Annotated in this window: 22 protein-coding genes; 11 read left to right on the forward strand and 11 right to left on the reverse strand. The window is 74.1% G+C overall.

From position 1 onward, the window contains the following. Positions 1-210: 210 nt before the first annotated feature. Positions 211-807 carry an amidohydrolase family protein gene (locus AB0I67_RS37920; protein ID WP_357934507.1) on the forward strand — a complete coding sequence of 199 codons (597 nt, stop codon included), beginning with the start codon at positions 211-213 and terminating at the stop codon, positions 805-807. A gap of 2 nt (positions 808-809) precedes the next feature. Here the strand turns inward: AB0I67_RS37920 and AB0I67_RS37925 are convergent, their stop codons facing one another. After that, positions 810-1,766 carry an alpha/beta hydrolase gene (locus AB0I67_RS37925; RefSeq protein WP_357934294.1) on the reverse strand — a complete coding sequence of 319 codons (957 nt, stop codon included), beginning with the start codon at positions 1,764-1,766 and terminating at the stop codon, positions 810-812. A 201-nt stretch (positions 1,767-1,967) separates the two neighbouring features. Between AB0I67_RS37925 and AB0I67_RS37930 the strand changes: the two genes are divergently transcribed. Next, positions 1,968-2,585 (forward strand): TetR/AcrR family transcriptional regulator, encoded by a 618-nt coding sequence (locus AB0I67_RS37930; protein WP_357934297.1) that lies wholly within the window; start codon positions 1,968-1,970, stop codon positions 2,583-2,585. 31 nt (positions 2,586-2,616) lie between these two features. Here AB0I67_RS37930 and AB0I67_RS37935 read toward each other — a convergent pair whose 3' ends face one another. Further along, positions 2,617-3,009 carry a hypothetical protein gene (locus tag AB0I67_RS37935; RefSeq protein ID WP_357934300.1) on the reverse strand — a complete coding sequence of 131 codons (393 nt, stop codon included), beginning with the start codon at positions 3,007-3,009 and terminating at the stop codon, positions 2,617-2,619. A 213-nt stretch (positions 3,010-3,222) separates the two neighbouring features. Here AB0I67_RS37935 and AB0I67_RS37940 point away from each other — a divergent pair, with 213 nt between their 5' ends. From AB0I67_RS37940 to AB0I67_RS37975, 8 genes are all read left to right on the forward strand, one after another. Next, positions 3,223-4,578 (forward strand): cellulose binding domain-containing protein, encoded by a 1,356-nt coding sequence (locus AB0I67_RS37940; RefSeq protein WP_357934302.1) that lies wholly within the window; start codon positions 3,223-3,225, stop codon positions 4,576-4,578. A 252-nt stretch (positions 4,579-4,830) separates the two neighbouring features. Continuing rightward, the gene (locus AB0I67_RS37945; protein WP_357934305.1) at positions 4,831-5,838 is read left to right on the forward strand and encodes a polyprenyl synthetase family protein; all 1,008 of its coding nucleotides are present in this window, start codon (positions 4,831-4,833) and stop codon (positions 5,836-5,838) included. Next, the gene (crtI, locus tag AB0I67_RS37950) at positions 5,835-7,265 is read left to right on the forward strand and encodes a phytoene desaturase family protein (protein WP_357934308.1); all 1,431 of its coding nucleotides are present in this window, start codon (positions 5,835-5,837) and stop codon (positions 7,263-7,265) included. Before AB0I67_RS37945 ends, crtI (AB0I67_RS37950) begins: the two co-directional genes overlap by 4 nt. Then, complete coding sequence (locus tag AB0I67_RS37955; protein ID WP_357934311.1) at positions 7,262-8,161, forward strand: phytoene/squalene synthase family protein; 900 nt, start codon at positions 7,262-7,264, stop codon at positions 8,159-8,161. Before crtI (AB0I67_RS37950) ends, AB0I67_RS37955 begins: the two co-directional genes overlap by 4 nt. Further along, entirely contained in the window at positions 8,158-9,069 is a 912-nt protein-coding gene (gene plsX, locus AB0I67_RS37960) for a phosphate acyltransferase PlsX (protein ID WP_357934314.1), read from the forward strand. Before AB0I67_RS37955 ends, plsX begins: the two co-directional genes overlap by 4 nt. Continuing rightward, a complete protein-coding gene (locus AB0I67_RS37965) occupies positions 9,066-9,803 on the forward strand; it encodes a carotenoid biosynthesis protein (protein WP_357934317.1) in 738 nt (245 codons plus the stop codon). Before plsX ends, AB0I67_RS37965 begins: the two co-directional genes overlap by 4 nt. Further along, entirely contained in the window at positions 9,791-11,239 is a 1,449-nt protein-coding gene (crtI, locus tag AB0I67_RS37970) for a phytoene desaturase family protein (protein WP_357934320.1), read from the forward strand. The genes AB0I67_RS37965 and crtI (AB0I67_RS37970) overlap by 13 nt, the downstream gene beginning before the upstream one ends. After that, positions 11,236-12,354, forward strand: a complete 1,119-nt coding sequence (locus AB0I67_RS37975) for a glycosyltransferase family 2 protein (protein ID WP_357934323.1) — start codon at positions 11,236-11,238, stop codon at positions 12,352-12,354. Before crtI (AB0I67_RS37970) ends, AB0I67_RS37975 begins: the two co-directional genes overlap by 4 nt. On the opposite strand, the gene AB0I67_RS37980 is transcribed toward AB0I67_RS37975, so the two are convergent. After that, positions 12,299-12,883, reverse strand: coding sequence for a glycerol-3-phosphate acyltransferase (locus AB0I67_RS37980; RefSeq protein WP_357934326.1), 585 nt, complete (start codon positions 12,881-12,883; stop codon positions 12,299-12,301). The two genes, AB0I67_RS37975 and AB0I67_RS37980, sit on opposite strands and share 56 nt — an antisense overlap. Between AB0I67_RS37980 and AB0I67_RS37985 the strand changes: the two genes are divergently transcribed. Then, a complete protein-coding gene (locus AB0I67_RS37985; protein ID WP_357934328.1) occupies positions 12,876-13,559 on the forward strand; it encodes a spheroidene monooxygenase in 684 nt (227 codons plus the stop codon). The genes AB0I67_RS37980 and AB0I67_RS37985 overlap by 8 nt on opposite strands. A gap of 140 nt (positions 13,560-13,699) precedes the next feature. On the opposite strand, the gene AB0I67_RS37990 is transcribed toward AB0I67_RS37985, so the two are convergent. The 8 genes from AB0I67_RS37990 to AB0I67_RS38025 all read right to left on the reverse strand — a co-directional run bounded on the left by AB0I67_RS37990 (position 13,700) and on the right by AB0I67_RS38025 (position 23,344). After that, positions 13,700-15,193, reverse strand: coding sequence for an FAD-dependent monooxygenase (locus AB0I67_RS37990; RefSeq protein WP_357934330.1), 1,494 nt, complete (start codon positions 15,191-15,193; stop codon positions 13,700-13,702). Further along, positions 15,172-16,134, reverse strand: a complete 963-nt coding sequence (locus AB0I67_RS37995; RefSeq protein WP_357934333.1) for an MBL fold metallo-hydrolase — start codon at positions 16,132-16,134, stop codon at positions 15,172-15,174. The genes AB0I67_RS37990 and AB0I67_RS37995 overlap by 22 nt, the downstream gene beginning before the upstream one ends. A 76-nt stretch (positions 16,135-16,210) precedes the next feature. Next, a complete protein-coding gene (locus tag AB0I67_RS38000) occupies positions 16,211-17,035 on the reverse strand; it encodes a transporter substrate-binding domain-containing protein (protein ID WP_357934336.1) in 825 nt (274 codons plus the stop codon). A gap of 152 nt (positions 17,036-17,187) precedes the next feature. Beyond that, entirely contained in the window at positions 17,188-19,002 is a 1,815-nt protein-coding gene (locus AB0I67_RS38005) for an ABC transporter ATP-binding protein (RefSeq protein ID WP_357934339.1), read from the reverse strand. Further along, positions 18,999-19,496 (reverse strand): hypothetical protein, encoded by a 498-nt coding sequence (locus AB0I67_RS38010; RefSeq protein ID WP_357934342.1) that lies wholly within the window; start codon positions 19,494-19,496, stop codon positions 18,999-19,001. The genes AB0I67_RS38005 and AB0I67_RS38010 overlap by 4 nt, the downstream gene beginning before the upstream one ends. Before the next feature lie 50 nt (positions 19,497-19,546). Continuing rightward, positions 19,547-20,068, reverse strand: a complete 522-nt coding sequence (locus AB0I67_RS38015; protein ID WP_357934345.1) for a MauE/DoxX family redox-associated membrane protein — start codon at positions 20,066-20,068, stop codon at positions 19,547-19,549. Positions 20,069-20,129: 61 nt separating this feature from the next. After that, positions 20,130-20,312 carry a hypothetical protein gene (locus AB0I67_RS38020; protein ID WP_357934348.1) on the reverse strand — a complete coding sequence of 61 codons (183 nt, stop codon included), beginning with the start codon at positions 20,310-20,312 and terminating at the stop codon, positions 20,130-20,132. A gap of 26 nt (positions 20,313-20,338) precedes the next feature. Continuing rightward, positions 20,339-23,344: a BTAD domain-containing putative transcriptional regulator gene (locus AB0I67_RS38025; RefSeq protein WP_357934351.1), complete on the reverse strand. Its 3,006-nt coding sequence runs from the start codon at positions 23,342-23,344 to the stop codon at positions 20,339-20,341. Between the last annotated feature and the right edge of the window lie 12 nt (positions 23,345-23,356).

The raw sequence follows: 23,356 nt of genomic DNA on the forward strand, positions 1-23,356 counted from the left end.
ACCAACTCCCACAATCCCTCCGGCACGATCCACCCCCATTCACTCCTTCCCACGCCTCACCAACGTCCCACTCACCACATAGGACACGGTCTTAGCAGCTTTGCCGCACGCTGTTGCCACGCTCGGACTCGGTCGGCCGCTTCCTGTTGATCATCGGATCTCCGCTCCGCTTCGGCTGCGTGGTGCGAGCACCCAGGCGCCACGCACACCATCGGCGACCACGCGGTCGACGTGGTCCTCGACGCCTACGCCGAGGCCCAGGCCCGCCGGCCCCGGCCGGAGGCGCGGCACCGCATCGAGCACTGCGCGGTCACCAGCGACGAGCAGGTCGCCCGGATCGCCGCGCTCGGGGTCATCCCGGTGCCGCAGGGGCGGTTCATCTCCGAGATCGGCGACGGCATGCTCGCCGCGCTCGGCCCCTCGCGCGCTCGTGGTTGCTACCGGCAGCGCTCGTTCCTGGACGCCGGGATCGTGCTGCCGGGCAGCTCCGACTGCCCGGTCGTGGAGGGCGCGCCGCTGCTCGGGCTGCACGACCTGGTCAACCAGCGGACCGCCGCCGGCGAGCCGTTCAACCCGGACGAGGCGCTCACCGTCGAGCAGGCGCTGCGCGCCTACACGCTGGGGTCGGCGTACGCGAGCTTCGAGGAGGGCGTCAAGGGCAGCCTGGAGCGAGGCAAGCTGGCCGACTTCGCGGTGCTGTCCGACGACCTGTTCGCGGTGCATCCGGCGGCCATCCGCGACATCACCGTGACGGCCACGGTCGTCGGCGGCGCGTTCACCCACGACGCGGCCGGGTACGCCGCCTGACCTCAGGCCACGGCGGCGATCGCCTCCGCCACCAGGTGCGGCTCCCGCAGGTGGACGTAGTGGTCGCCGGTCCCGGCCAGCACGTGCCTGCCCTGGGCGGAGCGCCCGGCCAGGTCGCGGTGCGTGCCGAGCGGATCCCCGCCGGCGGGACTGATCACCGTGACGGGCAGCCGGCTCCAGGCGCCGGGCCGTTCGGCGGCGCGGACCTGCTCGGTGCTCGTGGGGAACGCCAGCGCCTCGTCCCGGGCGGCGCTCATCGACCCGGAGCCGTAGACGACGGCGGCGTGCCGCCTGGCCAGATCCGGTGAGCCATCGGGCGTCATCGCCGCGCCGGCCAGCCGTACCAGCCCGACGCGGGCGGCGAACTGGTACACCGTCGTCTGCGCCACCATCAGCGGCACGGCCACCCGGCCGGGCCCGTCGGCGTGGCCCGAGGCGTCGGAGACGTCCACCAGCACCAGCCCGGCCACGCGCTCGGGGTGCCGGTGCGCGAACAGCCGGACGACGTGCCCGCCGTAGGAGTGCGCGGCGAACACGAACGGGCCGCGTTCGCCGCTGCGCTCCAGCAGGACCCGCAGCTCATCCGCGGCGCGGGCGGCGTCCCTCGGGCCGGGTCCTGGCTCGCTCCAGGCGTAGCCGGCGCGGTCGTAGGCGCAGGCCCGCATCGACCGGCCGCCGATCCCGGCCGCGACACTGGCCTGGATATCGGCCCAGTTCGCCGCCGACTCGCCCCAACCGGCCTCGAACACCACGGTCGGGCCGCCCGTGCCGACGCAGTGCAGGTGCAGCCGGTGCCCGCCCACGTCCACCAGCCGGCCGGGCGGCGCGTGCCCGGTGGCGTCGCCCGTCCTGGCGATCGTCTCGGCGGCGAACCCGCCCGCGGCCAGGAGGAGCAGCACGAGCGCGGCCCGTCCGGCGAGTCTCCGCAGCCTCCGCGGCCGCTTCTGAACCGCTCCCATGCGCCTGCCTCCCCTGATCGGCCTTCGGAGATCAGGCTCTCAGCGGGCTCGGCCCGTCACCTCCTCATCGCGGCCCCTCCGCGCGTAGCTCTCGGGGAGTACGGCGAGCCGCCGGGCTGGGAGCGTGCTCCCACGAACCCCGTCCCACCCTTGACGGCGTCCTTACCGGCCGCTTGATCACCCTTGCGTAGGGTCGGCACCATGGACCCACAGGTCATCGAGGCCGCGACCCGGCTGTTCGCGGCGATGGGATACGACGCGACCTCGCTGGAGCAGGTCGCCGATGCCAGCGGCCGGACGGCCGAGGACCTGCGCCGCGAGTTCGGCGGCAAGCAGGAGCTCTACCTCGCCGTCATGGAGCGCGGCTTCCAGGCCGAGCAGGCGGCGTTCGCCGCGTGCCTGGAGCAGGTGTCCTGCGACACCCAGGAAGGCTGTGTGCGCGGGATCCACCACCTGATCGACGGCTACCTCGACTTCGCCGCCGAGCATCCCGAGGTGCTGGCGTTGTGGCTGCACCGGTGGCTGTCGGACGCGACCGACCTCACCGAGCTGGAGCGCCGCTACGCCGAACCGCTCTACAGCGCCGCGCTCGGCATCCTCGGCCCGGCGCAGGAACGGGGGTTCATCTGCGCGGACGCCGATCTGGAGTACACCTGGCACACGCTGATGTGGATGGTGCACGGCTTCGGACAGGGCGGGGTGCCGCGCGAGCACGGCAACCGCTCCGGCTTCGCCGACCCGCGCAGCGCCCAGCGCTTCCGGCTGCACCTGCACCGGACGATCCACCGCGGGCTGGGCCTGCCGGGCGACTACCCCTGACGGTTCCGCCTCCCAAGCAGCGGGCCTCAGGTCACCAGGCCAGCCCGGCGGAGGACGCGGCCCGGCTGAGGGCGACGGCGAACCGGTCGACGTCGCCGCCCGCGGCGTCCAGGTCCGCCGGCCCCAGCAGCATGCGCAGGCCGTCGTCGGTTTCGGCGAGGACGCACGGGGTGCGGCCTTCGCTGAAGGCCGCGATCTCGGCCGGCCGCTCGTTGAGGTGCACGACGTCGAAGGGCACGCCCAGGCAGGCGACGTAGTCGGCCCACTCGGTCTTGGCGCGCAGGCGGCCGTAGGTGATGTCGCACAGGGCGCAGTGCGCGGTCCCTCTGAGCTTGCCCGCGACGTAGGCGAGCTCTCCCCACAGCCCGCCGTCGGCGTGGTAGATGCCGACCAGGCGGCGGACGGACGTGGGCGCCTCGGTCATGGCACCACCCTAGCGAGGTACCGCTGGCCGATAATTTTTTTCCACTGCCACCCACAGCGCGCCTCAGATCAATAATTATCACCCGACCTCTTGCAACACCCAGAGACTGAGCATAATTTTCACTCAGAGGAGGGCGTCGTGGCCGAATAACCGCACAGGGTCACCCGCTGTGTTCCGCACTGCCTCGGGGGTCCATCGAGAAGGAGAACCACCTTGTTCCGCCACCCCATGAAGATCATTCTCGCCTTAGCCCTGCCCCTGGCGCTGTTCGGCGTCGCGCAGGCCAGCGCGGCCGCCGCGCCAGGGCTGCGCCTGCAGTACAAGAACAGCTCGACCGGGGCCACCACCGCACAGGCCGAGCCGTGGTTCAAGCTCGTCAACGACGGGTCGAGCCCGGTGCAGCTCAGCCAGGTCAAGATCCGCTACTACCTGACGGGCAGCGAGAGCTACCGCTTCGCCTGCTCCTGGGCGGTCGTCGGCTGCTCCACGGTGACCGGGACCTTCGTCCCGCTGACGGGCGGCCGGCAGTACCTGGAGGTGGGCTTCACCTCCGGCTCGCTGGCCCCCGGCGCGAACACCGGTGACCTGCAACTGCGCTTCTACCGCGCCGACTGGCAGACCTTCACGCAGAGCGACGACCACTCCTTCGGCGTCCAGACCGCCTACACCGACTGGACCAAGGCCGCCGTCTTCCAGGGCGGCTCCCTGGTCTGGGGCGTCCCGCCGACCGGCGGCTCCCCGTCACCCAGCCCGACGGTCACGCCGACCGGCAACCCCGGCGGCGGCAAGCTGTTCGACGACTTCAGCTACACGGGTTCCGGCGACCCCCGCCTGGCCCAGCGCGGCTGGACGGTCCGCTCCAGCTCGGGCGGTCCCGGCGTGCCCGGCGCGACCTGGTCGCCCGCGGGCGTCACCTTCCCGAACGGCCTGCTCCAACTGGAGTCGTCGACCAACGGCACCGGTTCTGGCACGGTGCAGACGGAGCTGTCGACCAGCAACCGCAAGTTCTTCGAGGGCACCTACGCCGCCCGGGTGAACTTCAGCGACGCCCCGGTGAGCGGCCCCGACGGCGAGCACATCGTGCAGACCTTCTTCACGATCACCCCGCTGCAGCAGAACATGGACCCGAACTACGGCGAGCTGGACTTCGAGTACCTGCCCAACGGCGGCTGGGGCGAGCCCTCGGCCATCATGTACGCCACGAGCTGGGAGACCTACCAGGCCGACCCGTGGCAGGCCGTCAACACCCACACCGCCGAGCGGGTCAGCTTCGCCGGCTGGCACGACCTGGTGATCCAGGTGTCGGGCGGCACGATCCGCTACTACCTCGACGGCCGCCTGTTCGGTGAGCACGGCGGCATCTACTACCCCGAGACGCCCATGTGGATCATGTTCAACCAGTGGTTCATCGACCTGCAGGGCTCGACCACACCGCGCACCTACCGGCAGCAGGTCGACTGGGTCTACCACGCGCAGAACGAGGTCGTCGCGCCCGCCGAGGTGCTGAGCCGCGTCGCCGCCTACCGCGCCTCGTCGACCGCCTTCGTCGACACCGTCCCCAACCCCTAGGAGCGTCCCGAGGCATCGGCCGTCCGGGAGGTGACTGGCGCCCGGTTCGCACCGCGCGGTGAGTCCCTCTCCGGACGGCCCTGCCCTGACCTGGGGATGAGTAAGTTCTGAACAATTCATCGGTGTCATGCGCAACCGCGGCCGGGATGGCCGCGAAGACTCGTTGAGCAAGCTGAGCATCGGCAGTGCGGATGTGTTCGCCGCAGGGCGCCCCCCGGCATCCCCACCGCCACAGCCCTGAGGAGTCAGCGCATGACCGTTGCGACCGCGCCCGCCGATCACGTGCGCACCCTGGTCGACGCCAAGCTGGACACGTTCGCCGCACAGCGGCTCGACGAGCTCAGATTCGTCGGCGACGAGCACGTGGCGGTCCTGCGGGAGGCGCTCGCGCCGTTTCTGGGCGACAGCGGCAAACGGCTGCGCCCGATGTTCGTGTACTGGGGTCACCGTGCCGCCGGCGGCCGGGACGAGGACCTGGAGACCGTGGTGGCCGCCGGCTGCGCCGTGGAACTGGTGCACACCGCGGCGCTCCTGCTCGACGACGTCATGGACCAGGCGGAACTGCGCCGGGGCCGACCGGCGGCGCATCTGACGCTCGCCCGGCACGGCGGCGCCCGCTTCGGCGAGTCCGCGGCGACGTTGCTCGGCATGCTGGCGCTGACCTGGGCCGACGCCGCCCTGCTCGAGGTCGGGCCGCGGCTGGGGCCGGCGCTGGAGGTGCTCACCCTGCTGCGGGTGGAGGCGGTCGGCGGGCAGTACCTCGACCTGACCGGCACCGCCTCCCCGCGCACCGTGTCCAGGTACAAGTCGGCCAAGTACACCGTCGAACGCCCGCTCCACCTGGGGCACGCGCTGGCCGCGGGCGACGAGCGCACCCGGCGCCTGCTGTCGGGCTACGCGCTGCCGGTCGGGGAGGCCTTCCAGTTGCGCGACGACATCCTCGACGTCTTCGGCGACCCGGCCGTGACCGGCAAGCCCACCGGCGGGGACCTGCGGCTCCACCGCAACAGCATGCTGCTGGAACTGGCCAGGGAACGCGCGGACGCCGACGGCGAACTGCTGCTGGAGACCGCCGGGAACGACCTGGGCCGGGCGCGGGCGTTCATCCGGTCCTGCGGCGCGCTGGAGGAGGTGGAAGCGCGCATCGACACGCTGGTCGAGCACGGGCTCCGTGCGCTGGAACGGCCGCCGGGCCTGCCGCCCGACGCCGTCGAGGCGCTGGCCGACCTGGCCGTGCGGGCGGCGAGGAGGGAGCGGTGAAGCCGGTCGTCGTCATCGGAGCGGGACTGGCCGGGCTCTCGGCGGCGGTGCACCTGGCCGCGGCGGGCCGCGAGGTGGTCGTGGTCGAGGCGCGCGACGAGCCGGGCGGCTGCTGCGCGGTGGCCACGCTCGGCTCCCACCGGTTCGACGTCGGGCCGTCGGTGCTCACCATGCCGGGCCTGCTGGCCGAGGTCTTCGGCGCGGCCGGCGAGGACATGGAGAGCTGGCTGCCCCTGCGCCGGCTGGACCCGTCCTACCGGCTGGCCTTCGCCGACGGCTCGCGCCTGGACGTGGTGCCGGAGCGCGAGGCGATGGCCGGGCAGGTGCGCGCCCTGTGCGGGCCCGCCGAGGCGCGGCGCTACCTGCGCTACCGGGACCTGCTGGAGCGCATGTTCCGGGCCGAGTGGCCGGTCTTCATCGACGCCGACATGACCCGGCTGCGCGCGATGGCCCGGCCGGCGACCCTGCTCAGGCTGGCCGCGATGGGCGGGTTCCGCCGCCTGGACCGACTGGCCGCCGCCCACCTGACCGACGAGCGGCTCATCAGGGCGCACACCTTCCAGGCGCTGTACGCCGGGCTGTCGCCGCAGCGGGCCTTGGGCATCTACGCCGTCATCGCGCACATGGACACCGTCGGCGGGGTCTACTTCCCCCGCTCCGGCGGCATGCGGGCCGTACCCGCCGCGCTGGCGGCGCTGCTGGAGAAGCTGCAGGTCCCCATCCTGTACGGCACGCGTGCCGTACAGGTGACGACCGGCGTCTCCGGCGTCTCCGGCGTGCGCCTGGACACCGGGCGGCACCTGCCCGCCTCGCACGTCGTCATGGCCGGCGACCGGTTCGCCGCCCGCTCGATCCTGCCCGGCCAGAGCGCCGACTGGCGGATGCGCCGGCCCCGCTTCTCCCCCTCCTGCCTGGTGCTGCACCTCGCGCTCGACCGCCGCCCGCCCGGCCAGGCCCATCACACGCTGCACTTCGGCCACGCCTGGGCGAGCACCTTCACCGCGCTGGAGCGAGGGCGACCGCAGCCCGACCCCAGCATCCTGCTCACCTGCCCGGACGACGACCGGCCGAAGCTGAGCGTGCTCGAACCCGCCCCCAACCTGATCGACGCCGACTGGCGGAAGCTGCGGCCCCGGCTGGAGGAGCGGCTGCTGGGCCGGCTGGAGGCGCTCGGCTACGGCGACCTGTCGGACGTGCCCCGGCTGGTGTTCGACCCGCCCGCCTGGCACCGGCTCGGCCACACCGCGGGCACCCCTTTCGCCCTCGACCACCGTTTCGCCCAGACCGCCTGGTTCCGTCCCTCGGCCGCCTCCCGCGTGCCCGGCCTGCACTTCGCGGGCATGCACACCGCCCCCGGCGTGGGCGTGCCGCCGGTGCTCGTCTCCGGCCGCCTGGCCGCCCGCCGCATCCTGAGAGAGACGCCATGACCCTGACCGCGAGCTACGAACGCTGCCGCCGGTTGCACGCCGCCTACGGGCGCTCCTACTACCTGGCCACGCGGCTGCTGCCGGCCTGGAAACGCCGGCACGTGCACGCGCTGTACGGCTTCGCCCGCTACGCCGACGAGATCGTCGACTCCTTCACCGCCACCGGCGACCGGGCGCAGGCGCTGTGCGCCCTGGCGGACGACACCGCCGAAGCGCTGGCCGGCCGGCCGGTGACCGACCCGGTGCTGCCCGCCTTCGCGCACACCGTGCGCTCCTTCGGCATCGACCGCGGCGACGTCACCGCCTTCCTGGCGGCGATGACGGCCGATCTGTCGGTGACGCGCTACCGCACCTACGACGACCTGCTCGGCTACATGGAGGGCTCGGCCGCCGTGATCGGCACCATGATGCTGCCCGTGCTGGAGGCCGAACCCGGCGCCGAGACGGCGGCCCGCGAGCCCGCGCGGCAGCTCGGGCTGGCCTTCCAGCTCACCAACTTCATCCGCGACATCGCCGAGGACCTGGCGCGTGGCCGGATCTACCTGCCGCAGGAGGACCTGGCCGCCTTCGGTGTCGAGGAGGACGAGCTGCGCCGGCCGCGGTCCGGCTCCGCCGTACGGAACCTGGTCGCCTTCGAGACGGCCCGCGCCCGTGAGCACTACGCCGCCGCGCGGGCGGGGATCGAGCTGCTGGTGCCCTCGTCGAGGCCGTGCATCAGGGCGGCGTTCGAGCTGTACGGCGACATCCTGACCGTGATCGAGCAGTCCGGCCACGAGGTGCTGGCCGGCCGGGCCCGCGTGCCGGTCCGCCGCAGGCTCGCCGTCTTCACCCGGCACCTGGCCGCCTCGGCCACCGCGGGCCGGGCCGAGCGCCGCGTCCGCGTGGAGGTGCTGTGAGCAGGCGGGTCGTCCTCGACGCCATGGGCGGCGACCTCGGCCCGGCCGAGACCGTCGCCGGAGCCCTCCTGGCGCACCGCGAGCACGGCGTGGCCGTGATCCTGGCCGGACGCGAGCCGGAGCTGCGCAAGGAACTGGACCGGCAGGGCGGCGAGCTGGAGATCGTGCACGCGCCGGAGGCGGTCCCGATGACCGAGCGGGGCCCTGGGGCCGCGCTGAATTCCCACTCCAGCCTCGCTGTCGGCTGCGATCTGGTACGGCAGGGCGGCGCGGCCCTGGTGTCGGCCGGCTCGACCGGCGCCATCGTGGCCTGCGCGGTGCGGCGCATCGGCCGGGCCGACGGCGTCCTGCGCCCGGCGCTGGCCGTGGCGCTGCCCACCCTCGACGGCGGGGCGACCGTACTGGTCGACGCGGGCGCCACCGCCGATCCCACCGCCGCCATGCTGGCCCAGTTCGCCGAACTCGGCTCCGGCTACGCCCGCTCGGTGCTCGCGGTCGCCGACCCGCTGGTCGGACTGCTGTCGATCGGGGCGGAGCGGGGCAAGGGCAACCGGCTCACCCGGCAGGCCGAGCAACTGCTGGAGCAGGCGCCGATCCGCTTCGCCGGGCCCGTCGAAGGCTCCGACGTGCTCTCCGGGCAGGTCGAGGTGCTGGTCGCCGACGGCTTCACCGGCAACGTCGTGCTGAAGAACATCGAGGGCTGCGTGCGCACCACCCTGGCGATGGTGGCCCAGGCCGGGATCGCCGCGCCGGGAGCGCTGCGCGAGGTCGCCCGCCGCTACGACCCCGAGACGCACGGCGGCGCGGCGCTGCTCGGCCTGCGCGGACCGGTGATCGTCGCCCACGGTTCCTCCTCGGCGGCCACGATCGCCCGGGCCTGCGTCGTGGCCGGGACGGCGGCCTCATGACCAAGCTGGGCGCGGTGTTCCTCGCGGTGATGGTCGCCCTGCAGGTGGTCTCCGGCCTCAGCGAGCGGCCGGACGCCTACACCACCGCGATCGTGGTGGCGCTGGCGGCGTGCGCCACCTGCTTCGCCGCCGCGACGGCGGGCCCGCGCCGGGCGGTGGCCGCGCTCGCCGGAGCCGTCGCCGTCGGATACGCGGCCGAGCTGATCGGGGTCACCACCGGCTTCCCGTTCGGCGCCTACCACTACACCGGCCTCCTGCAGCCGCAGGTCGCCGGGGTGCCGGTGGCGGTGGCGCTCGCCTGGGGCGGCATGGGCCTGGCCGCGCACGCGGTGGCCGCCGCGATCGCGGCCCCAGGCTGGCGGCGGATCGCGGCCGGGGCGGTGGCCCTGACGGCCTGGGACCTGTTCCTGGACCCCCAGATGCTGCGCATGGGCCTGTGGGTCTGGGAACATCCCGGCCCCTACCGGGACGTGCCCTTGACCAACTTCGCCGGCTGGCTGCTCGTCTCCGCGCTGCTCATGCTGCTGTTCGAGCGCCTGCTGCCGGCGCCCGGGCGGGCGCTGGTGACGCTGTACACGGCCATGGCGGTGATGGAGACCGTCGCCTTCGCGGCGGTCTTCCGGCCCACCGACCCCCTGGTCGCCGTGACCGGCGGCCTGGCCATGGGCGGCCTGGCCACGGCCGCCTGGATCCGGATGCGCGACCCGAACAGGAGCCCCGCGTGGCAGAAGTGATCGTGATCGGCGGCGGCATGGGCGGCATGGCGGCGGCGCTGCTGCTGGCCCGGCAGGGGCACGAGGTGCGCCTGGTCGAGCGGCATGAACGGCTCGGCGGCAAGCTGGCCGAGCACCGGCGCGACGGGTTCACCTTCTCGCTCGGGCCGTCCCTGCTGACCATGCCGCACCTGTTCCGGCAACTGGGACTGCGCCAGGAGTTCATCGAGCCCGCCGAGCTGTGCCGCTACCGGTTCGCCGACGGCACGCGGCTCACGGCGAGCCGTGACCCCGAGCGGATGGCCCGCGCGGTGGAGTCCTTCTCCCCCGGCCAGGGCACGGCCTGGCGCGCGTTCCACCGCTGGGCCGAGGGCTGCCTGCGGGCCGCCGAGCGGACGGTCTTCGCGGGCCCGCCGCTGCGGCGGCCGGAGGAGGCCCGCCTGTCCGACCTGCTCGCCGTGTCCCCCGGCCGGACCCTGGACGGGCTGGCCCGGCACTTCTTCACCGATCCACGGCTGCGCCAGTACGTGGGGCGTTACGCCACCTATGCCGGGTCCTCGCCGTACCTGGCCCCGGCCGCGCTCGGCTGCATCCCGGCCCTGGAGCACGGCCAGGGCGGCTGGTACGTGCCGGGCGGGCTGGCGCGGCTGGCCGACGAGCTGGCGCTGCTCCTGGCCGAGGCCGGCGTCGAGGTCAGCACCGGCGTGGGCGTCGAGCGGGTGCTCGCCGACGGCGAGCGCGTCACCGGGGTCCGGCTGGAGTCGGGCGAGCAGGCGTCGGCCGAGGTCGTGGTGGCCAACACCGACAGCGCCGAGCTGTACGGGCGCCTGCTGCCCCACCGGCGGCGGCTGCGCGCCGAGGCCCGGCTGGGCCGCTCCTCCTCGGCGTTGCTCCTGCTCGCCGGGGTGGAAGGCCGCACGCCCGGGCTGCCGCACCACTCCGTGATCTTCTCCGCCGACTACGCGGCCGAGTTCGGCGACCTCTTCGACCGCGGCCGGCCGCCCCTCGATCCGACCGTCTACGTCGGCTGCTCCGCGGTCGACGATCCGTCGCAGGCGCCGCCGGGGGCGGAGAACTGGGTGATGCTGGTCAACGTCCCCGCGCGCGATCCCGCCCGCTGGCCGATGAGCCCCGAGTCCTACCGGGACCTGGTGCTGGAGCGGCTGGCCGCGCGCGGCCATGATCTGGCGGGACGGTTGCGGTTCGTGGACCTGTTCACGCCGGCCGACCTTCGCGAGCGGTACGGCTCGTGGGGCGGCGCGATCTACGGCTCGGCCACCCACGGCCGGCTGGCCTCGCTGCGCCGGCCCGGCAACCGGGGACCACGCCGCGGCCTGTACCTGGTCGGCGGCTCGGCCCATCCCGGGGGCGGGCTGCCGTTGGTGACCTTGGGCGCGCACATCGTGGCCGGACTGGTCGGCCAGGACTTCCCGGCCGAGCGGAAGGTGCGGTCATGAAGGTGCTTACGCTCGCTCAGGCGGCCGCCGCCGCGGTGGTCGCGGCCCGCCTCGCCCGTGGTCGCCACCGCCCGCCGCCGCTGCGACCAGCACCGGCGGATGACAGCCCTCGCGTCTCCGTGGTCATCCCGGCGCGGGACGAGGAGGCCAGGCTCGCCCCCTGCCTGCGGGCGGTGCTGACCGACCCGGCCGCCGGCGAGGTGATCGTGGTCGACGACGCCTCCCGCGACGCCACCGCCGAGCTCGCCGCCGCACTCGGCGCCCGCGTGATCGCCGCGGACCCGCTGCCACCGGGCTGGGTGGGCAAGCAGTGGGCCCTGCGCCAGGGCGTCGCGGCGGCCACCCACCCCATCGTCGTGACGCTCGACGCCGACACCCGGCCCGTGCCCGGCCTGGTGGGGGCGATGGCCGCCGCACTGTCCGGCCACGACCTGGTGACCGCGGCTCCCCGCTTCGACTGCGGCAGCGGCGCCGAGCAGGCCCTGCACGCCTCGATGCTGGCCACCCTGGTCTACCGCTTCGGCCCGTCGAGCACGCGCACCGTGCCACCGCCGCACCGCACCCTCGCCAACGGCCAGTGCACCGCCTTCCGCCGCGACCGGATGCTGGCCGCCGACGGTTTCGCCGCCGTCAGGAGCGCCATGACCGACGACGTGGCCCTCGCCCGCCACCTGGCCGGGCGCGGCTGGCGGGTGGGCTTCCTCGACGCCGCCGACCTGCTGGAAGTCGACATGCACGACTCGGTGGCCGAGGTCTGGCGGGAGTGGGGACGATCGCTGCCGCTCGCCGACGTGACCTCTCGCGGGTGGCAGGCGGCCGACCTGGCCGTCGTCTGGCTGACGATGGGGCTGCCCTCGCTCCGGCTGCTGCTGGGCCGGCCGACGCCGCTGGATCTGGGCCTGCTGCTCCAGCGCTGGCTGCTGACCGCGGCCTTCCGCCGCAGCTACGACCGGCCGGGACTGGGCCTGGCCCTGTCGCCCCTGCTGGACGTGGCCTCCGCAGTACGGCTGACGCAGGCGACGTTCCGTCCCACGCGGACCTGGCGGGGCCGCACGTATCTCACGCCCGCGAGGCCAGCGCAGCCTGCCCGAACCGCAACCCGATCAGGCACATGAGCGCACCCGTGGCCGCCACCTGCAGAGCGGGGTCGAACAGCAGTTGCAGCACCGGCAGCCCGAACACCCCCACCCGGGCCCCGATGGCGAACGACCTGGTCACCAGCGCCACCGCCACCAGCGCGACCAGGGCCAGCGCGAAGGCCGGCGGGCTGATCACGGCCATCCCCCCGGCGAACGTCAGAATCGACCGCCCGCCGCGGAAGCGCGCGAACACCGGCCAGGCGTGTCCGATCATGGCCGCCGCCACCGCCGCGTACAGGCAGACCAGGCGCGGGCCGTCCGCCGCCGAGGACACGGCCAGCGCGGCCAGGCCGGCCGCCGTGCCCTTGAGCAGGTCACCGGCGAACACCGGCGCGGCGGCCTTCCACCCCAGCCGCTCCTTCACGTTCCAGAACCCGGGATTGCGATCGCCGACGCCGCGCGGGTCGAACCCGTGCCGCCGCGCGACCAGCACCGCGACCGGCACCGAGCCGAGAAGGTAGCCGACGATGACCGACACGACGACCGGCAGGATTTCGGTGAGCATCGCTTCGTTCCACCTCATCAGGTACGGCACCGCGGGCGCGATGCGCTACATGGCTTTCGACCGGCCGGTCCTGCGGCGCACGACCGGGCTGACGTTCTGGCGGCTGCTCGGCACCGGCCGGGGGCGGGCCATGACCCTCGGGGCCGACCTGCGGCGCTGGGCGCTGCTGGCGGTGTGGCGGCGGGAGGCGGATCTCGACGCGTTCCTGGCCGGCTCGCCCATCGCGGCCCGCTGGCGGGCCGAAGCGGTGGAGAGCTGGCACGTGCGCCTGGCGCCGCTCGCCTCGCGGGGCCGATGGGGCGGTATCGACCCCTTCCCGGGCCAAGTGGGTGTTCTTGAAGCCGGACCGCTGGCCGTCCTGACCAGGGCCGCCATCCGGCCGGCGCGGCTGGTGGCGTTCTACCGCTCGGTGCCCCCCGTCGACGCCTCGCTGGGCGGCCAGGAGGGCCTGCTGGCCTCGGTCGCCGTCGGTGAGTGGCCGGTGGCCCGCCAGGCGACCTTCTCGCTCTGGCGCGACCGGGACGCCGCCAACCGCTTCGCCTACGCCGCCCGGGAGCACCGGCAGGTGATCGAACGCACGCGGGCCGGGAACTGGTACAGCGAGGAGCTGTTCGCCCGGTTCCGCCCCTACGGCAGCGAGGGCACCTGGGACGGCGCCGACCCCCTGACGGGCTGACGCTCCCCGCCCCGGTTCGCGGGACGCGGTCTCCCCCGGCCTTCCCATCGCGCCTCCCCATCCAGACCCGGCGACGGCATCTGGCCCTGCTTTCGTGGCGGGCGCCCGATCGGATGCATCCCTATCGGCACCGCCGGTCTTCAGCCGCCGGAGGCCCGCCGCAGTGCTCGCCGTACCGCTTCCTCGTCGAAGGTGTCGAGCACCGCGGCCAGGTGCCCGTCGGGGCGGACGAGATGGACGCTGTCGTCGCCCGCGTGCAAGGCCCGGGTCGCCACGCCTTCGACGTCGATGTCCGGCAGGCCGTACACCGTCACCCCCGGCAGGACGTGCCCGGCACGGGCGGTCAGCACCACGAAACCCGTCCCGAACAGGCGCCGCAGTCTCGTGCGGCTCCCCTCGACCACGACCGGCGCGTCGGGGCACAGCACGCCGGGCACCGGCGGACGCGCGACTCCCGGCCCGCCCGGCACCTGGCCGCCGAAGGTGGTCAGCGGGGAGTCGACGTACCAGTACGGCTCCGCCAGCTTGCCCGAGTCGATCAGCTTGCGCGCCTCCGGCTCGGTCACCGCCTGCTCCAGCACCGAGCGCCGCCACTGCCACTGTTCCGGGCTCTGCGGCACCAGGAACTCCATCGTGTTCGCGGTGACCCGCAGATTCTCCAGCGCCGCGGCCCGCCGCTCCACCGCATAGGTGTCCAGCAGCGCCTCGCCGCCGAGGGCGAGCTTCCACGCCAGGTTCTCGGCGTCCTGCAGGCCGGAGTTGAGCCCGCGGGCGCCGAACGGCGCGAACACGTGCGCGGCGTCCCCGGCCAGGAACACCCTCCCCTTGCGAAAGGCATCGGCGACGCGCGAATGGAACCGGTAGAGCGTCTGCCACACGACCTCGTACGGCCGGTCCCCGGTGATCTGCCGGACCATGCCGTCGAGGTCCGCGCTGCCGAGGTCGAAACTGGGCGGCACCTGCCAGTCGATCCGCCACACCGAGTCGGGGCATTGGTGGACCAGGACCTGCCGGCCGGGGTTCCACGGCGGGTCGAAGAAGAAGCGCCGCTCGCTGGGGAAGGGCAGGTCGGCCTTGATGTCGCGGATGAGGAACCGATCCTCGAAGGAGCGGCCCGGAAAGCCGATCCCGGCCAGGCGCCTGACCATGCTGTGCGCCCCGTCCGCACCGACCACGAACTCGCCTCGCACGCTCGCCCGACCGGCCTCCACCTCCACTCCCGAGGCGTCCTCGCGCAGGCCGATGACCGGGTGCCCGAAGCGCACGTCGACCAGCGGCTCGGTGGCGGCCTTCGCCAGCAGCAGCTCCTCCATCCGCGCCTGCGAGACGTTGATCCACGGCGGGAAGACGCTCTTGCCCGGGTCGGGGAAGGTGACGGCGAACAGCTCGTGCTCGCGGTAGTAGGTGCGCCCGGTCGTCCAGGTCACCCCTTCGGCGACCAGTTGCTCGGCGACGCCGATCCGGTCGAGGATGTCCAGCACGTCGCGCTGGAAGCAGATCGCCTTGGAGCCGACCGGGTCGCGGTACGGCTGGGCGTCGAGCACCACGCTGGGCACCCGCTGCCGGGCCAGCAGCAACGCGAGCGCGACGCCGACCGGTCCGGCGCCGACGATCACGACTGAAGTGCGTTCCATACCTCTCGGTCCCTCTCGGCGGTCCAGATCACCGGGCGCTCGATCCCGGCCAGCTCGTCCCACAGGCGTGAAACGTTGAACGGCAGGCAGTGCTCGAAGATCGGCCAGCGGCCGTAACGCGGTTCGAGCGCGGCGTGCGCGGCCTGGAAGGCCTCCTTGAGGATGCCGCCGCGGCCGTGGACCGCCCCGACCTCCGCGAGCATCACCTCCAGGAAGTGCCGGGTCTGGCCGATCGCCGCCGCCACCGCCTCGCGCCCGTGCGCCACCGCGCCCCTGCCCCCGATCAGCGCCTCGGCCTCCAGCGCCGCCACCCGGTCGAGCGTCGTGGCGGCCCACTCCCGGTGGAAGGCGTCGCCGGTGTACAGCGCGGCCTGCGCCTCGACGAGATCGCCGGCGAACAGCACCCGCTGCCGGGGCAGCCACGCCACGATGTCCCCCTCGGTGTGGCCGCGCCCGCAGTGCTGCAGCACGAGCTCGCCCCGCTCGCCGCCCAGGTCGATGACCAGCCGGTCGGAGAAGGTGAGGGTGGGCCAGGTCAGACCCGGCACCGAGTCCGGTTCCTTGAACAGCCGCGGCATGCGGCCCAGCTCCGAGGCCCAGTCCTGGAGGCCGCGCTCGGCGATCAGCGCCTTGGTGTTCTCGTGCGCGACGATCACCCCGGCGTCGAAGGCGGAGGCGCCCAGCACGCGCACCGCGTGGTAGTGCGACAGCACCAGGTAGCGCACCGGCTTGTCCGTGTGCTCCCTCAGCAGCGTGAGCCACTCGCGGGCGGCCACGGGAGTGGCCCGGGCCTCGAAGCAGACCAGGAAGTCCTCGCCCTCGATCGCGCCGACGTTCGGATCGCCCTCGGCGGTCAGCGCGTAGACGCCGTCGGCGACGATCTCCAGGGTCTCCCGCTTGGCCTCCAGGTCGGCGGCGGAGGCGAAGGGCTTGACGGGCATGGGCCGGCTCCAGGGCTCGGTGGACAGCAGGTGTCCACCTCTCCTTACCCCGTTGCCGGGCGCTCCGCGCGGCGGTTCACGAGCAGCCCTCGAACTGCGGGACGGCGATCACCGACAGGTCGAGGCCGGCGGCGCCGAACCACTTCTCCAGCAGGCGGCGGGCCGTACCGTCCTGGTACATCGCGGTGATCGCGCGGTTGAGCTCCTCGCAGCCGTCCACGTCGCCCTTGCGCACGCCGATCGAGGTGCGCTGCTCGTTGAAGGTCGAGCCGACCAGGTGCAGGTCCACGCCGGGCCGGGTGAGCAGGCCGGCGAGGATCTGGCTGTTGGTGGAGATGGCGTCGATGCCGCCCTCGGCGATCATCCGCAGGCAGGCGTCGTAGTCGGGCGCCTCGACCGGGACGGCCTTGACGCGGCGCTCGTCGATGATGCGTTGCGCGATGTTGGTGCCCTTCACCAGGCAGATCCGCCGGCCGGCCAGGTCGTACACGTCGCGGACGGCCTCACGGTCGGCCGGCCGTACCGCGATGTCCTGCAGGTCCACGTGGTACGGCCCGGCGAAGTCGATGACCTGCTTGCGCTCGGGGGTGACCGACATGTGCGCGAAGACCGCGTCGGCGCGGCCGTCGGTGAGCACGGTGAGCTGGTCGCCGGCCTTGATCTCCAGCCAGCGGATGCGCTTGCCGAGCCGGGCCATCAGGTATTCGGCGACGTCGATGTTGAAGCCGTCGTAGCCGCCGTCCTGGCCGCGGAAGCTGATCAGCGGCACGTCGGAGCGGATGGCCACGACCACCTCGTCCTTGTCCACGAGCGAGTCCTGCCGCGCGACGCCGCACGCGCCCAGCAGCAGGAGCACGCAGAGCAACGCCAGTCCCGCCGTCGGCCGTCCGCGCCCGGTCATGATTCGAGTGTGGACGGCGCTCAGCGCACGCGCCAGATGCCGCCGGTGCCGGAGTCGTCCGGCCGGCACGGTGACGGGCAGTGGGGGACGAGCGTCCAGGCCAGGACGGACCGCTCTCGCAGATCATGTCATTTCTTGATCCTTCGCCCGGCTCAGTGCGTCCCGGCCTCCTCGCGATACCCCCGGGCCTGGGTGTCGAACAACCCGGCGTACCGCCCGGCGGCGGCCATGAGCTCCTGGTGCGAGCCCTGCTCGGCGATCCGCCCCTCGCTCAGCACCACGATGAGGTCCGCGTCGCGGACGGCGCTGAGGCGGTGCGAGACGAGCAGGCTGGTGCGTCCCGCCCGGTGCTCGCGCAGCCGCCGGTGCACCTCGTACTCGGCCTGGGCGTCCAGCCCCGAGCTGGGCTCGTCGAGGATGAGCAGGTCACGCTGCTCGCGCACGAGCGCGCGGGCCAGCGCCAGCCGCTGCCACTGGCCGCCGGACAGCACCACCCCGGCCTGGGGGTCGTCCTCGTCCTCGGGGCCGAAGAAGATCCGGCTCAGCATCGTGTCGTAGCCGCGCGGCAGCGCCTCCACCAGCTCGTGCGCGTTCGCCAGCCCGGCGGCCCGGCGGATGCGGGCGTGGTCGGACAGGGCGGCGAGCTCGCCGATCGCGATGTTCTCCGCCGCGGTCAGGTCGTAGCTCATGTAGTCCTGGAACAGCACGCCCAGCCGGGCGCGCAGCTCGGCCGGCGGCACGTCGCGCAGGTCCACCCCGTCCCAGCGGATGCTCCCCCGCGTCGGGTCGTAGAAGCGGCACAGCAGCTTGATCAGCGTGCTCTTGCCCGCCCCGTTCAGCCCGACCAGGGCGACGGAGGAGCCGTGCGGGATGGTCAGGTCGACGCCCCGCAGTACCCACGGGTGGTTGTCGTCGTAGCGGAACCACACGTCCCGCAGCTCGATGCCGCGGCGAAGCGCCGGCAGCGCGGTCGGCCGGACCGCCGGCGGCAGGTCGTCGGGCAGGGACATCACCCGCTCGTGGTGGTCGAACAGCAGCAGCGCGTGCCGGGCGTTGGCGGCGTTCTCGACCGTCGCGATGAGCGCGGCCTGGGTGCCGGCCACCGCGCCGGCGAAGGCGGCCACGTCGCCGAGGGTCAGCCGGCCGTTCAGGGCCGAGTACACCGCCCAGAGCAGGGCCGCGCCGCTGATCACGGCCGACAGGGCGGCGAGCAGCGACTGGGTGAGCGCCTCGCGGCGGTCCAGCCGGCGCTCCCCGGCCTGCATGCCGGCCAGCTCGCCGAGCACCCGCCCGCGCAGGAAGTCGCCGAGCCCGAACAGCCGCACCTCCTTGGCCGCCTGGACGTCGGTGATCAGCGAGGCGTAGAAGATCTGCCGCCGGGCGGCGGCCGACTGGCCGGCGATCATCTGGGCGCGCCGCTTCTCCAGCGACATCCTGGCGACCAGGGTGGGCACCGCCGCGACCGCGACCAGCAGCGCCATCAGCGGGCTCAGCACCGCCAGCGCGCCGAGCAGCCCGGCCAGGGAGATGAGGTTGCGGCCCAGGTCGAACACCCCGGAGGTGATCGGGCCCAGCGCGCCGCCGGTGGCCTGGGCGGCCATCCGCAGCTCGTCAAGGAAGGCCGGGTTCTCGAAGCGCGACAAGCCCTGGAACCCGTTGACCGTCGTGTACAGGCGGTCCTGCAGCAGCAGGTCCAGCCGCCGGTCGGACTCGGCCCGCAGGTAGCCGGTCAGGTGCGGCAGCACCCCGGTGGCCAGCCCGAGCGCGAGCAGCCCGGCCACCGGCCCGAGCACGGCCTCCGGCCGGCCCTCGGTCAGGGCGTCGATGAGCAGCTTGGTCGCCCAGACGGTCGCCATCGGCAGCAGCCCGGCCGCGACGGTGACCACGAGCTGGGCCACCGTCAGGAGTGGGCCGGCCCGCCAGCACAACGCCGCCAGGATGGCGGTGCGGCGGAGGCCCGGGGTCACGGAGCCGTGGCCGGGCTGCCGAGGGCGGCCAGTTCGGTGTCTGCGGCCTCGATCGTGCCGTCCGCGGTGGCCCGCAGGAAGGTCGGGAAGGCCTCCACGCCGAGGGCGTGCGCGATCAGCCCGGCGTCCTCGCCGGTGATCACGTCGGCCGTGCCGCCCACGACCTCCAGCAGGTCGCCGACCTTCGAGGCGCTCCCGGTGACGATCGCCAGGGCCGGCTCGTCCTTGGCCGCGGCGGCGAACCGCGGTGCCTTCTCGTGGCACGTGCTGCAGTCCACGTCGAAGAAGCCCACCAGCCGGGCCCCGGTCAGCGCCTCCGGCAGCGAGCGCCCGACCAGGACGGCCGGGTCGTACGGCAGGAACATCCGCTGGCCGGCCAGGCGCTCCAGTTCGGCGGTGTGCTCACGCAGCCGGCGCAGCACGCCCAGGGTCAGCACCAGGTTCAGCAGGCACAACACGCCGACGAAGACGACTGCGGCGATCAGGAAGGGCATCGGCCAACCTCATTTCAAGCGAAGAACACGGCGATCAGGACCTGTCGGGTTCATCCGGCGAACAGCGCGATCAGGTCGTCGAGCCGGACCACGAGCGCGGCGCCCACGGCCGCGCCCGCGACGGCGAGCGCGACACCGGCCGGGTGCGCGGCGGCGGAGTCCACGGGGATCGAGGCGGCCAGCCCGGTTCCGGCGACGGCGATGAGGAAGAGGTTGCGGATGACGTGCGGCCGGCCGAGCGGCGTGGCCGAGGCCCCGAAGCACCGGCACGGCGCCCGCTCCCCCCGGCCCAGCGCGACCAGGATGCCGCCGGTCAGCACCGCGAGCGTGCCCACCGCTCCCAGCAGCCCCAGCGGTACGGCAGGCGGCACCACCAGCAGGACGAGCACCACCCCCTCCGCCACGACCAGAGCGGCGGCGGCCGGCCCGGACCAGCGCCCCGGCAGGATCCCGAGCGCCCCGATCGAGGCGGCGAACTCGGCGTAGGCCGCACGGCCGCGCACCTTGCCCGCCAGCGCGACCAGGAAGACCGCGGCGAGCAACACCTGGCAGGCGAGCACGAGATAGGTCATTTCGTCACCCCCGGGCAGGGCCTGGCGGCGAGGGGGCACCGCCAGGCCGGTCGCGGCCTGGTTAGCAAATCTTGTAGGCGTAGCAGGCACCGCACAGCGTCTGGCCGCCGTAGTTGCCGCACAGCTTGCGGAAGCCGGAGCGCTCCCGGCAGTAGCAGTGCACGTACCACTCGGCCGCCTGGGCGGACGCCTTGGGCACGAGCCTTTCGAGGATCCGGTCGCCGAGCCTGCTGAACACGTTCATGGGTTCAACCTTTCGTCCCGATGCGGTCAGGCCGAAACGCTAGTAGCGGGGCATACAGCAGGCCGTACATCGGCGCTATAACCCGAGGTGACCAGGCGTTCCAGCACCGGGTCGCGGCGCAGACGCGGATCGGCGAAGAGCGTCTCGGCGCGGCAGGCGTCGGCCGTGGCGCGCGGGTCGCCCAGGACGGTGCGGGCGCGGGCGAGCTGCCGGGTGCAGGCGGCCTCGCCGTACGCGTCGCCGATGCGGGCGCTCAGCTCCACGGCCGGCAGCAGGGCGGCCTCGGCCCCGGCCGGGTCGCCCTGGCGCAGCAGGATCTCCGAGCGGCTGAGCAGGACCTCCCACTGGTCCTCCTTGTTGCCGGTCTCCAGGCAGCGGGCCAGCGCCCGCTCCAGCGTCGCCAGGGCTTGGACGCGCTGGTCGAGCAGGGCGTGGGCGCGGCCCAGCGCGGCCAGGGTGATGCTCTCGCCGTACACGTCGCCGTCGGCGCGCCGCAGGGCGAGGCAGCGGCCGAAGGTGGCCGCCGCCTCGGCGGCCCGGCCCAGCCGCAGCAGCACCTCGCCCACGTTGTGCGTGACCAGCCCGAGCCGCTCGTGCCCGGCCAGCAGGGCCAGCCCGGCGCGCATGTGCGCGAGCGCGGCGTCCAGGTCGCCGGTCTGCATACTCAGCCAGCCGAGGTTGTGCAGCGCCAGGCCCTCCTCGCCGGGGTCGCCGAGCTCCTGGCGCAGCTCCAGGGCCCGCCGCAGCAGGGTCCGTGCCGCCTCGACCTGGCCGCTCCGCCACTCCAGCAGGCCCAGCGAGGTGAGCGTGACCGCCTCCCCCGCGCGGTCGCCGTCGCGCCGCGCGACCTCGATGGCCAGCCGGGCGACGGCCTCCAGCTCCCGCCAGTAGCCGCCCTTCATCGCCATGGCCTTGACGTGGCGCATCAGTTCGGTGACGAAGCGGGCCTGTTCCGGCTCGCCCCTGGCGGCCTGCGTGGCGGCGGCGACCAGGCAGGGCAGCTCGGTGTCGAGCCAGCGCGCGGCCTCGGCGGGGTCGCGCAGGAGCACGCCGGAGCCGTCGCCGGCCGTTCCCGCGCCGAGGTGCGGCTGCAGCAGACCGTGCGCCTGGTGGCACAGGCCGAGGTACCAGTTGAGGGCGCGCCGTACCGCCTGCTCGCGCTCCTGCGGCGCGTCGTAGGCCTCGGCCAGTTCGGCGGCGAAGAGCCGGAGCAGGTCGTGGCCGCGGAAGCGGCCCTCGGCGGCCGGCTCCAGCAGCCGCGCCTCGACCAGCTCGTCGAGCGCGGCCTCGGCCGGGCCCGGGCCGACGTCGGCGAGCGCGGCGGCCAGCTCGACGCTGACCTCTGGCACCTCCAGGACGCCGAGCAGGCGGAACAGGGTCTTGGCGGTGCGCGACAGCAGCCCATAGCTGACCTCGAAGCAGGAGCGCACCCGCAACTCGGCCACTTGGAGCTCGTCGAGCCGCCGCTGCCGGTTCCCGAGCCGCTCGCCGAACCGGGCCAGCGACCAGTCGGGCCGCCCGGCCAGCCGCGCGCCGGCGATGCGCAGCGCCAGCGGGTGGTTGCCGCACCAGCGGACGATCTCGGCCGCCGCCCGCGGCTCCGCGGCCACCCGTTCGGGTCCGGCCAGCGCGGCCAGCATCGCCCTGGCCTGCTCTTCCTCCAGCAGGCCGACGGCGATCGGGACGGCGTCCATCGTGGTCAGCGCGGACCGGCTGGTGACCAGCGCCGCGCAGCCGGGGCCGGCCGGCAGCAGCGGGGCCACCTGGGCGGCGTCGGCGGCGTTGTCGAGGACGACCAGGATGCGGCGGTCGGCCAGCAGCGACTGGTAGCGGGTGGCGGCCTCGGCCGGACCGGCCGGGACCTCGCCGGCCGGCACGTCCAGGGCGCGCAGGAACCGCCCGAGCACCTCCGCGGGCTGTAAGGGTGTCAGGCCGGAGGTGGCGCCCTGGAGGTCGACGTAGAACTGGCCGTCGGGGAACCGGTCGGCGACCGCGTGCGCGGCGGTCAGGGCGAGGGCCGACTTGCCCACCCCTCCCGGCCCGTGCAGCGCCAGCACCCGGGGCCCGCCGGTGTCGTCGCCCAGGGCGCGGAGCAGGGCGAGCTCGGCCGTGCGGCCCACGAACACCGCCGGGGGCCTGGGCAGTTGCCTGGGCCGCCCGCCGGGACCACCCGGTTCACCGGTCCCGGCGGGGTGCACGGCCTCGGCGGCCTTCCCGGGGTGTCCGGCGGGTACGGCGGAGCCTTCGGTGGATCTCCCGGGCGGGCCGGGCGGGCTGGGTGGTTCTGTGGCGAGCAGGCTGGGGTCGCGGCGCAGGATCGCCTGCTGCAACCGCCCCAGCTCCGGCCCTGGGTCGATGCCGAGCTCGTCGGCCAGCACCCGCCGGGCCGCCGCGAACGCCTCCAGCGCCCCGGCCATGTCCCCGCCCCGGTAGAGCGCCACCATGAGCTGCCCGTACAACCGCTCGTGCAGGGGATGCTGCCCCAGCACCTCGCGCAGGTGCTTGGCCACCGCAGCGTGCCCGCCCAGCGCGAGCTGGATCTCCGCGTGCTGCTCCACCACGCCCAGGTAGCCGGTGGTGAGCCGGGCGACCACCTCACGCAGGGTGGGACCGAGCGGCACGTCCTCGGCCGCCGTCCCGTCCCACAGCTCCAGCGCCGAGGCGAAGGCCGCCCCGGCGGCGGCCAGGTCACGCCGGGCGAGGGCCTGCCGTCCGTGCGCGGCCAGGGCCTCGAACTGCACGAGGTCGAGCTCGTGCGGCTCCACCCGCAGCAGGTACCCGGCCCCCGAGGTGGCCAGCCGCTCGGCCACGGAGGGGATCTGCTTGCGCAGTTGCATCAGGTAGGTGCGCAGGTTCGCCACCGCCGAGCGCGGCGGCCGGTCCCACACCTCCGTGACCAGGGACCGGGTGGGCACGACGTGTCCCGCCCGGGCCAGCAGCAGCGCGAGGATGGTGCGTTGCTTGGGCGCGGTGATCCGGACCGGCGGCCCGTCGGCCTCGATCCGCAGCGGCCCGAGAAGCCGGAATCTCACGTTCGCCCGGCG

It is taken from the genome of Nonomuraea sp. NPDC050310 (assembly GCF_040655795.1).
Taxonomy (GTDB): domain Bacteria; phylum Actinomycetota; class Actinomycetes; order Streptosporangiales; family Streptosporangiaceae; genus Nonomuraea.

What these genes read in the sequence shown, in the direction of transcription:
- AB0I67_RS37925 (WP_357934294.1), bottom strand. Translation starts at nt 1,766, where the DNA reads ATGGGAGCGGTTCAGAAGCGGCCGCGGAGGCTGCGGAGACTCGCCGGA.
- AB0I67_RS37930 (WP_357934297.1), top strand. Translation starts at nt 1,968, where the DNA reads ATGGACCCACAGGTCATCGAGGCCGCGACCCGGCTGTTCGCGGCGATG.
- AB0I67_RS37935 (WP_357934300.1), bottom strand. Translation starts at nt 3,009, where the DNA reads ATGACCGAGGCGCCCACGTCCGTCCGCCGCCTGGTCGGCATCTACCAC.
- AB0I67_RS37945 (WP_357934305.1), top strand. Translation starts at nt 4,831, where the DNA reads ATGACCGTTGCGACCGCGCCCGCCGATCACGTGCGCACCCTGGTCGAC.
- AB0I67_RS37955 (WP_357934311.1), top strand. Translation starts at nt 7,262, where the DNA reads ATGACCCTGACCGCGAGCTACGAACGCTGCCGCCGGTTGCACGCCGCC.
- AB0I67_RS37965 (WP_357934317.1), top strand. Translation starts at nt 9,066, where the DNA reads ATGACCAAGCTGGGCGCGGTGTTCCTCGCGGTGATGGTCGCCCTGCAG.
- AB0I67_RS37975 (WP_357934323.1), top strand. Translation starts at nt 11,236, where the DNA reads ATGAAGGTGCTTACGCTCGCTCAGGCGGCCGCCGCCGCGGTGGTCGCG.
- AB0I67_RS37980 (WP_357934326.1), bottom strand. Translation starts at nt 12,883, where the DNA reads ATGCTCACCGAAATCCTGCCGGTCGTCGTGTCGGTCATCGTCGGCTAC.
- AB0I67_RS37990 (WP_357934330.1), bottom strand. Translation starts at nt 15,193, where the DNA reads ATGGAACGCACTTCAGTCGTGATCGTCGGCGCCGGACCGGTCGGCGTC.
- AB0I67_RS37995 (WP_357934333.1), bottom strand. Translation starts at nt 16,134, where the DNA reads ATGCCCGTCAAGCCCTTCGCCTCCGCCGCCGACCTGGAGGCCAAGCGG.
- AB0I67_RS38000 (WP_357934336.1), bottom strand. Translation starts at nt 17,035, where the DNA reads ATGACCGGGCGCGGACGGCCGACGGCGGGACTGGCGTTGCTCTGCGTG.
- AB0I67_RS38010 (WP_357934342.1), bottom strand. Translation starts at nt 19,496, where the DNA reads ATGCCCTTCCTGATCGCCGCAGTCGTCTTCGTCGGCGTGTTGTGCCTG.
- AB0I67_RS38015 (WP_357934345.1), bottom strand. Translation starts at nt 20,068, where the DNA reads ATGACCTATCTCGTGCTCGCCTGCCAGGTGTTGCTCGCCGCGGTCTTC.
- AB0I67_RS38020 (WP_357934348.1), bottom strand. Translation starts at nt 20,312, where the DNA reads ATGAACGTGTTCAGCAGGCTCGGCGACCGGATCCTCGAAAGGCTCGTG.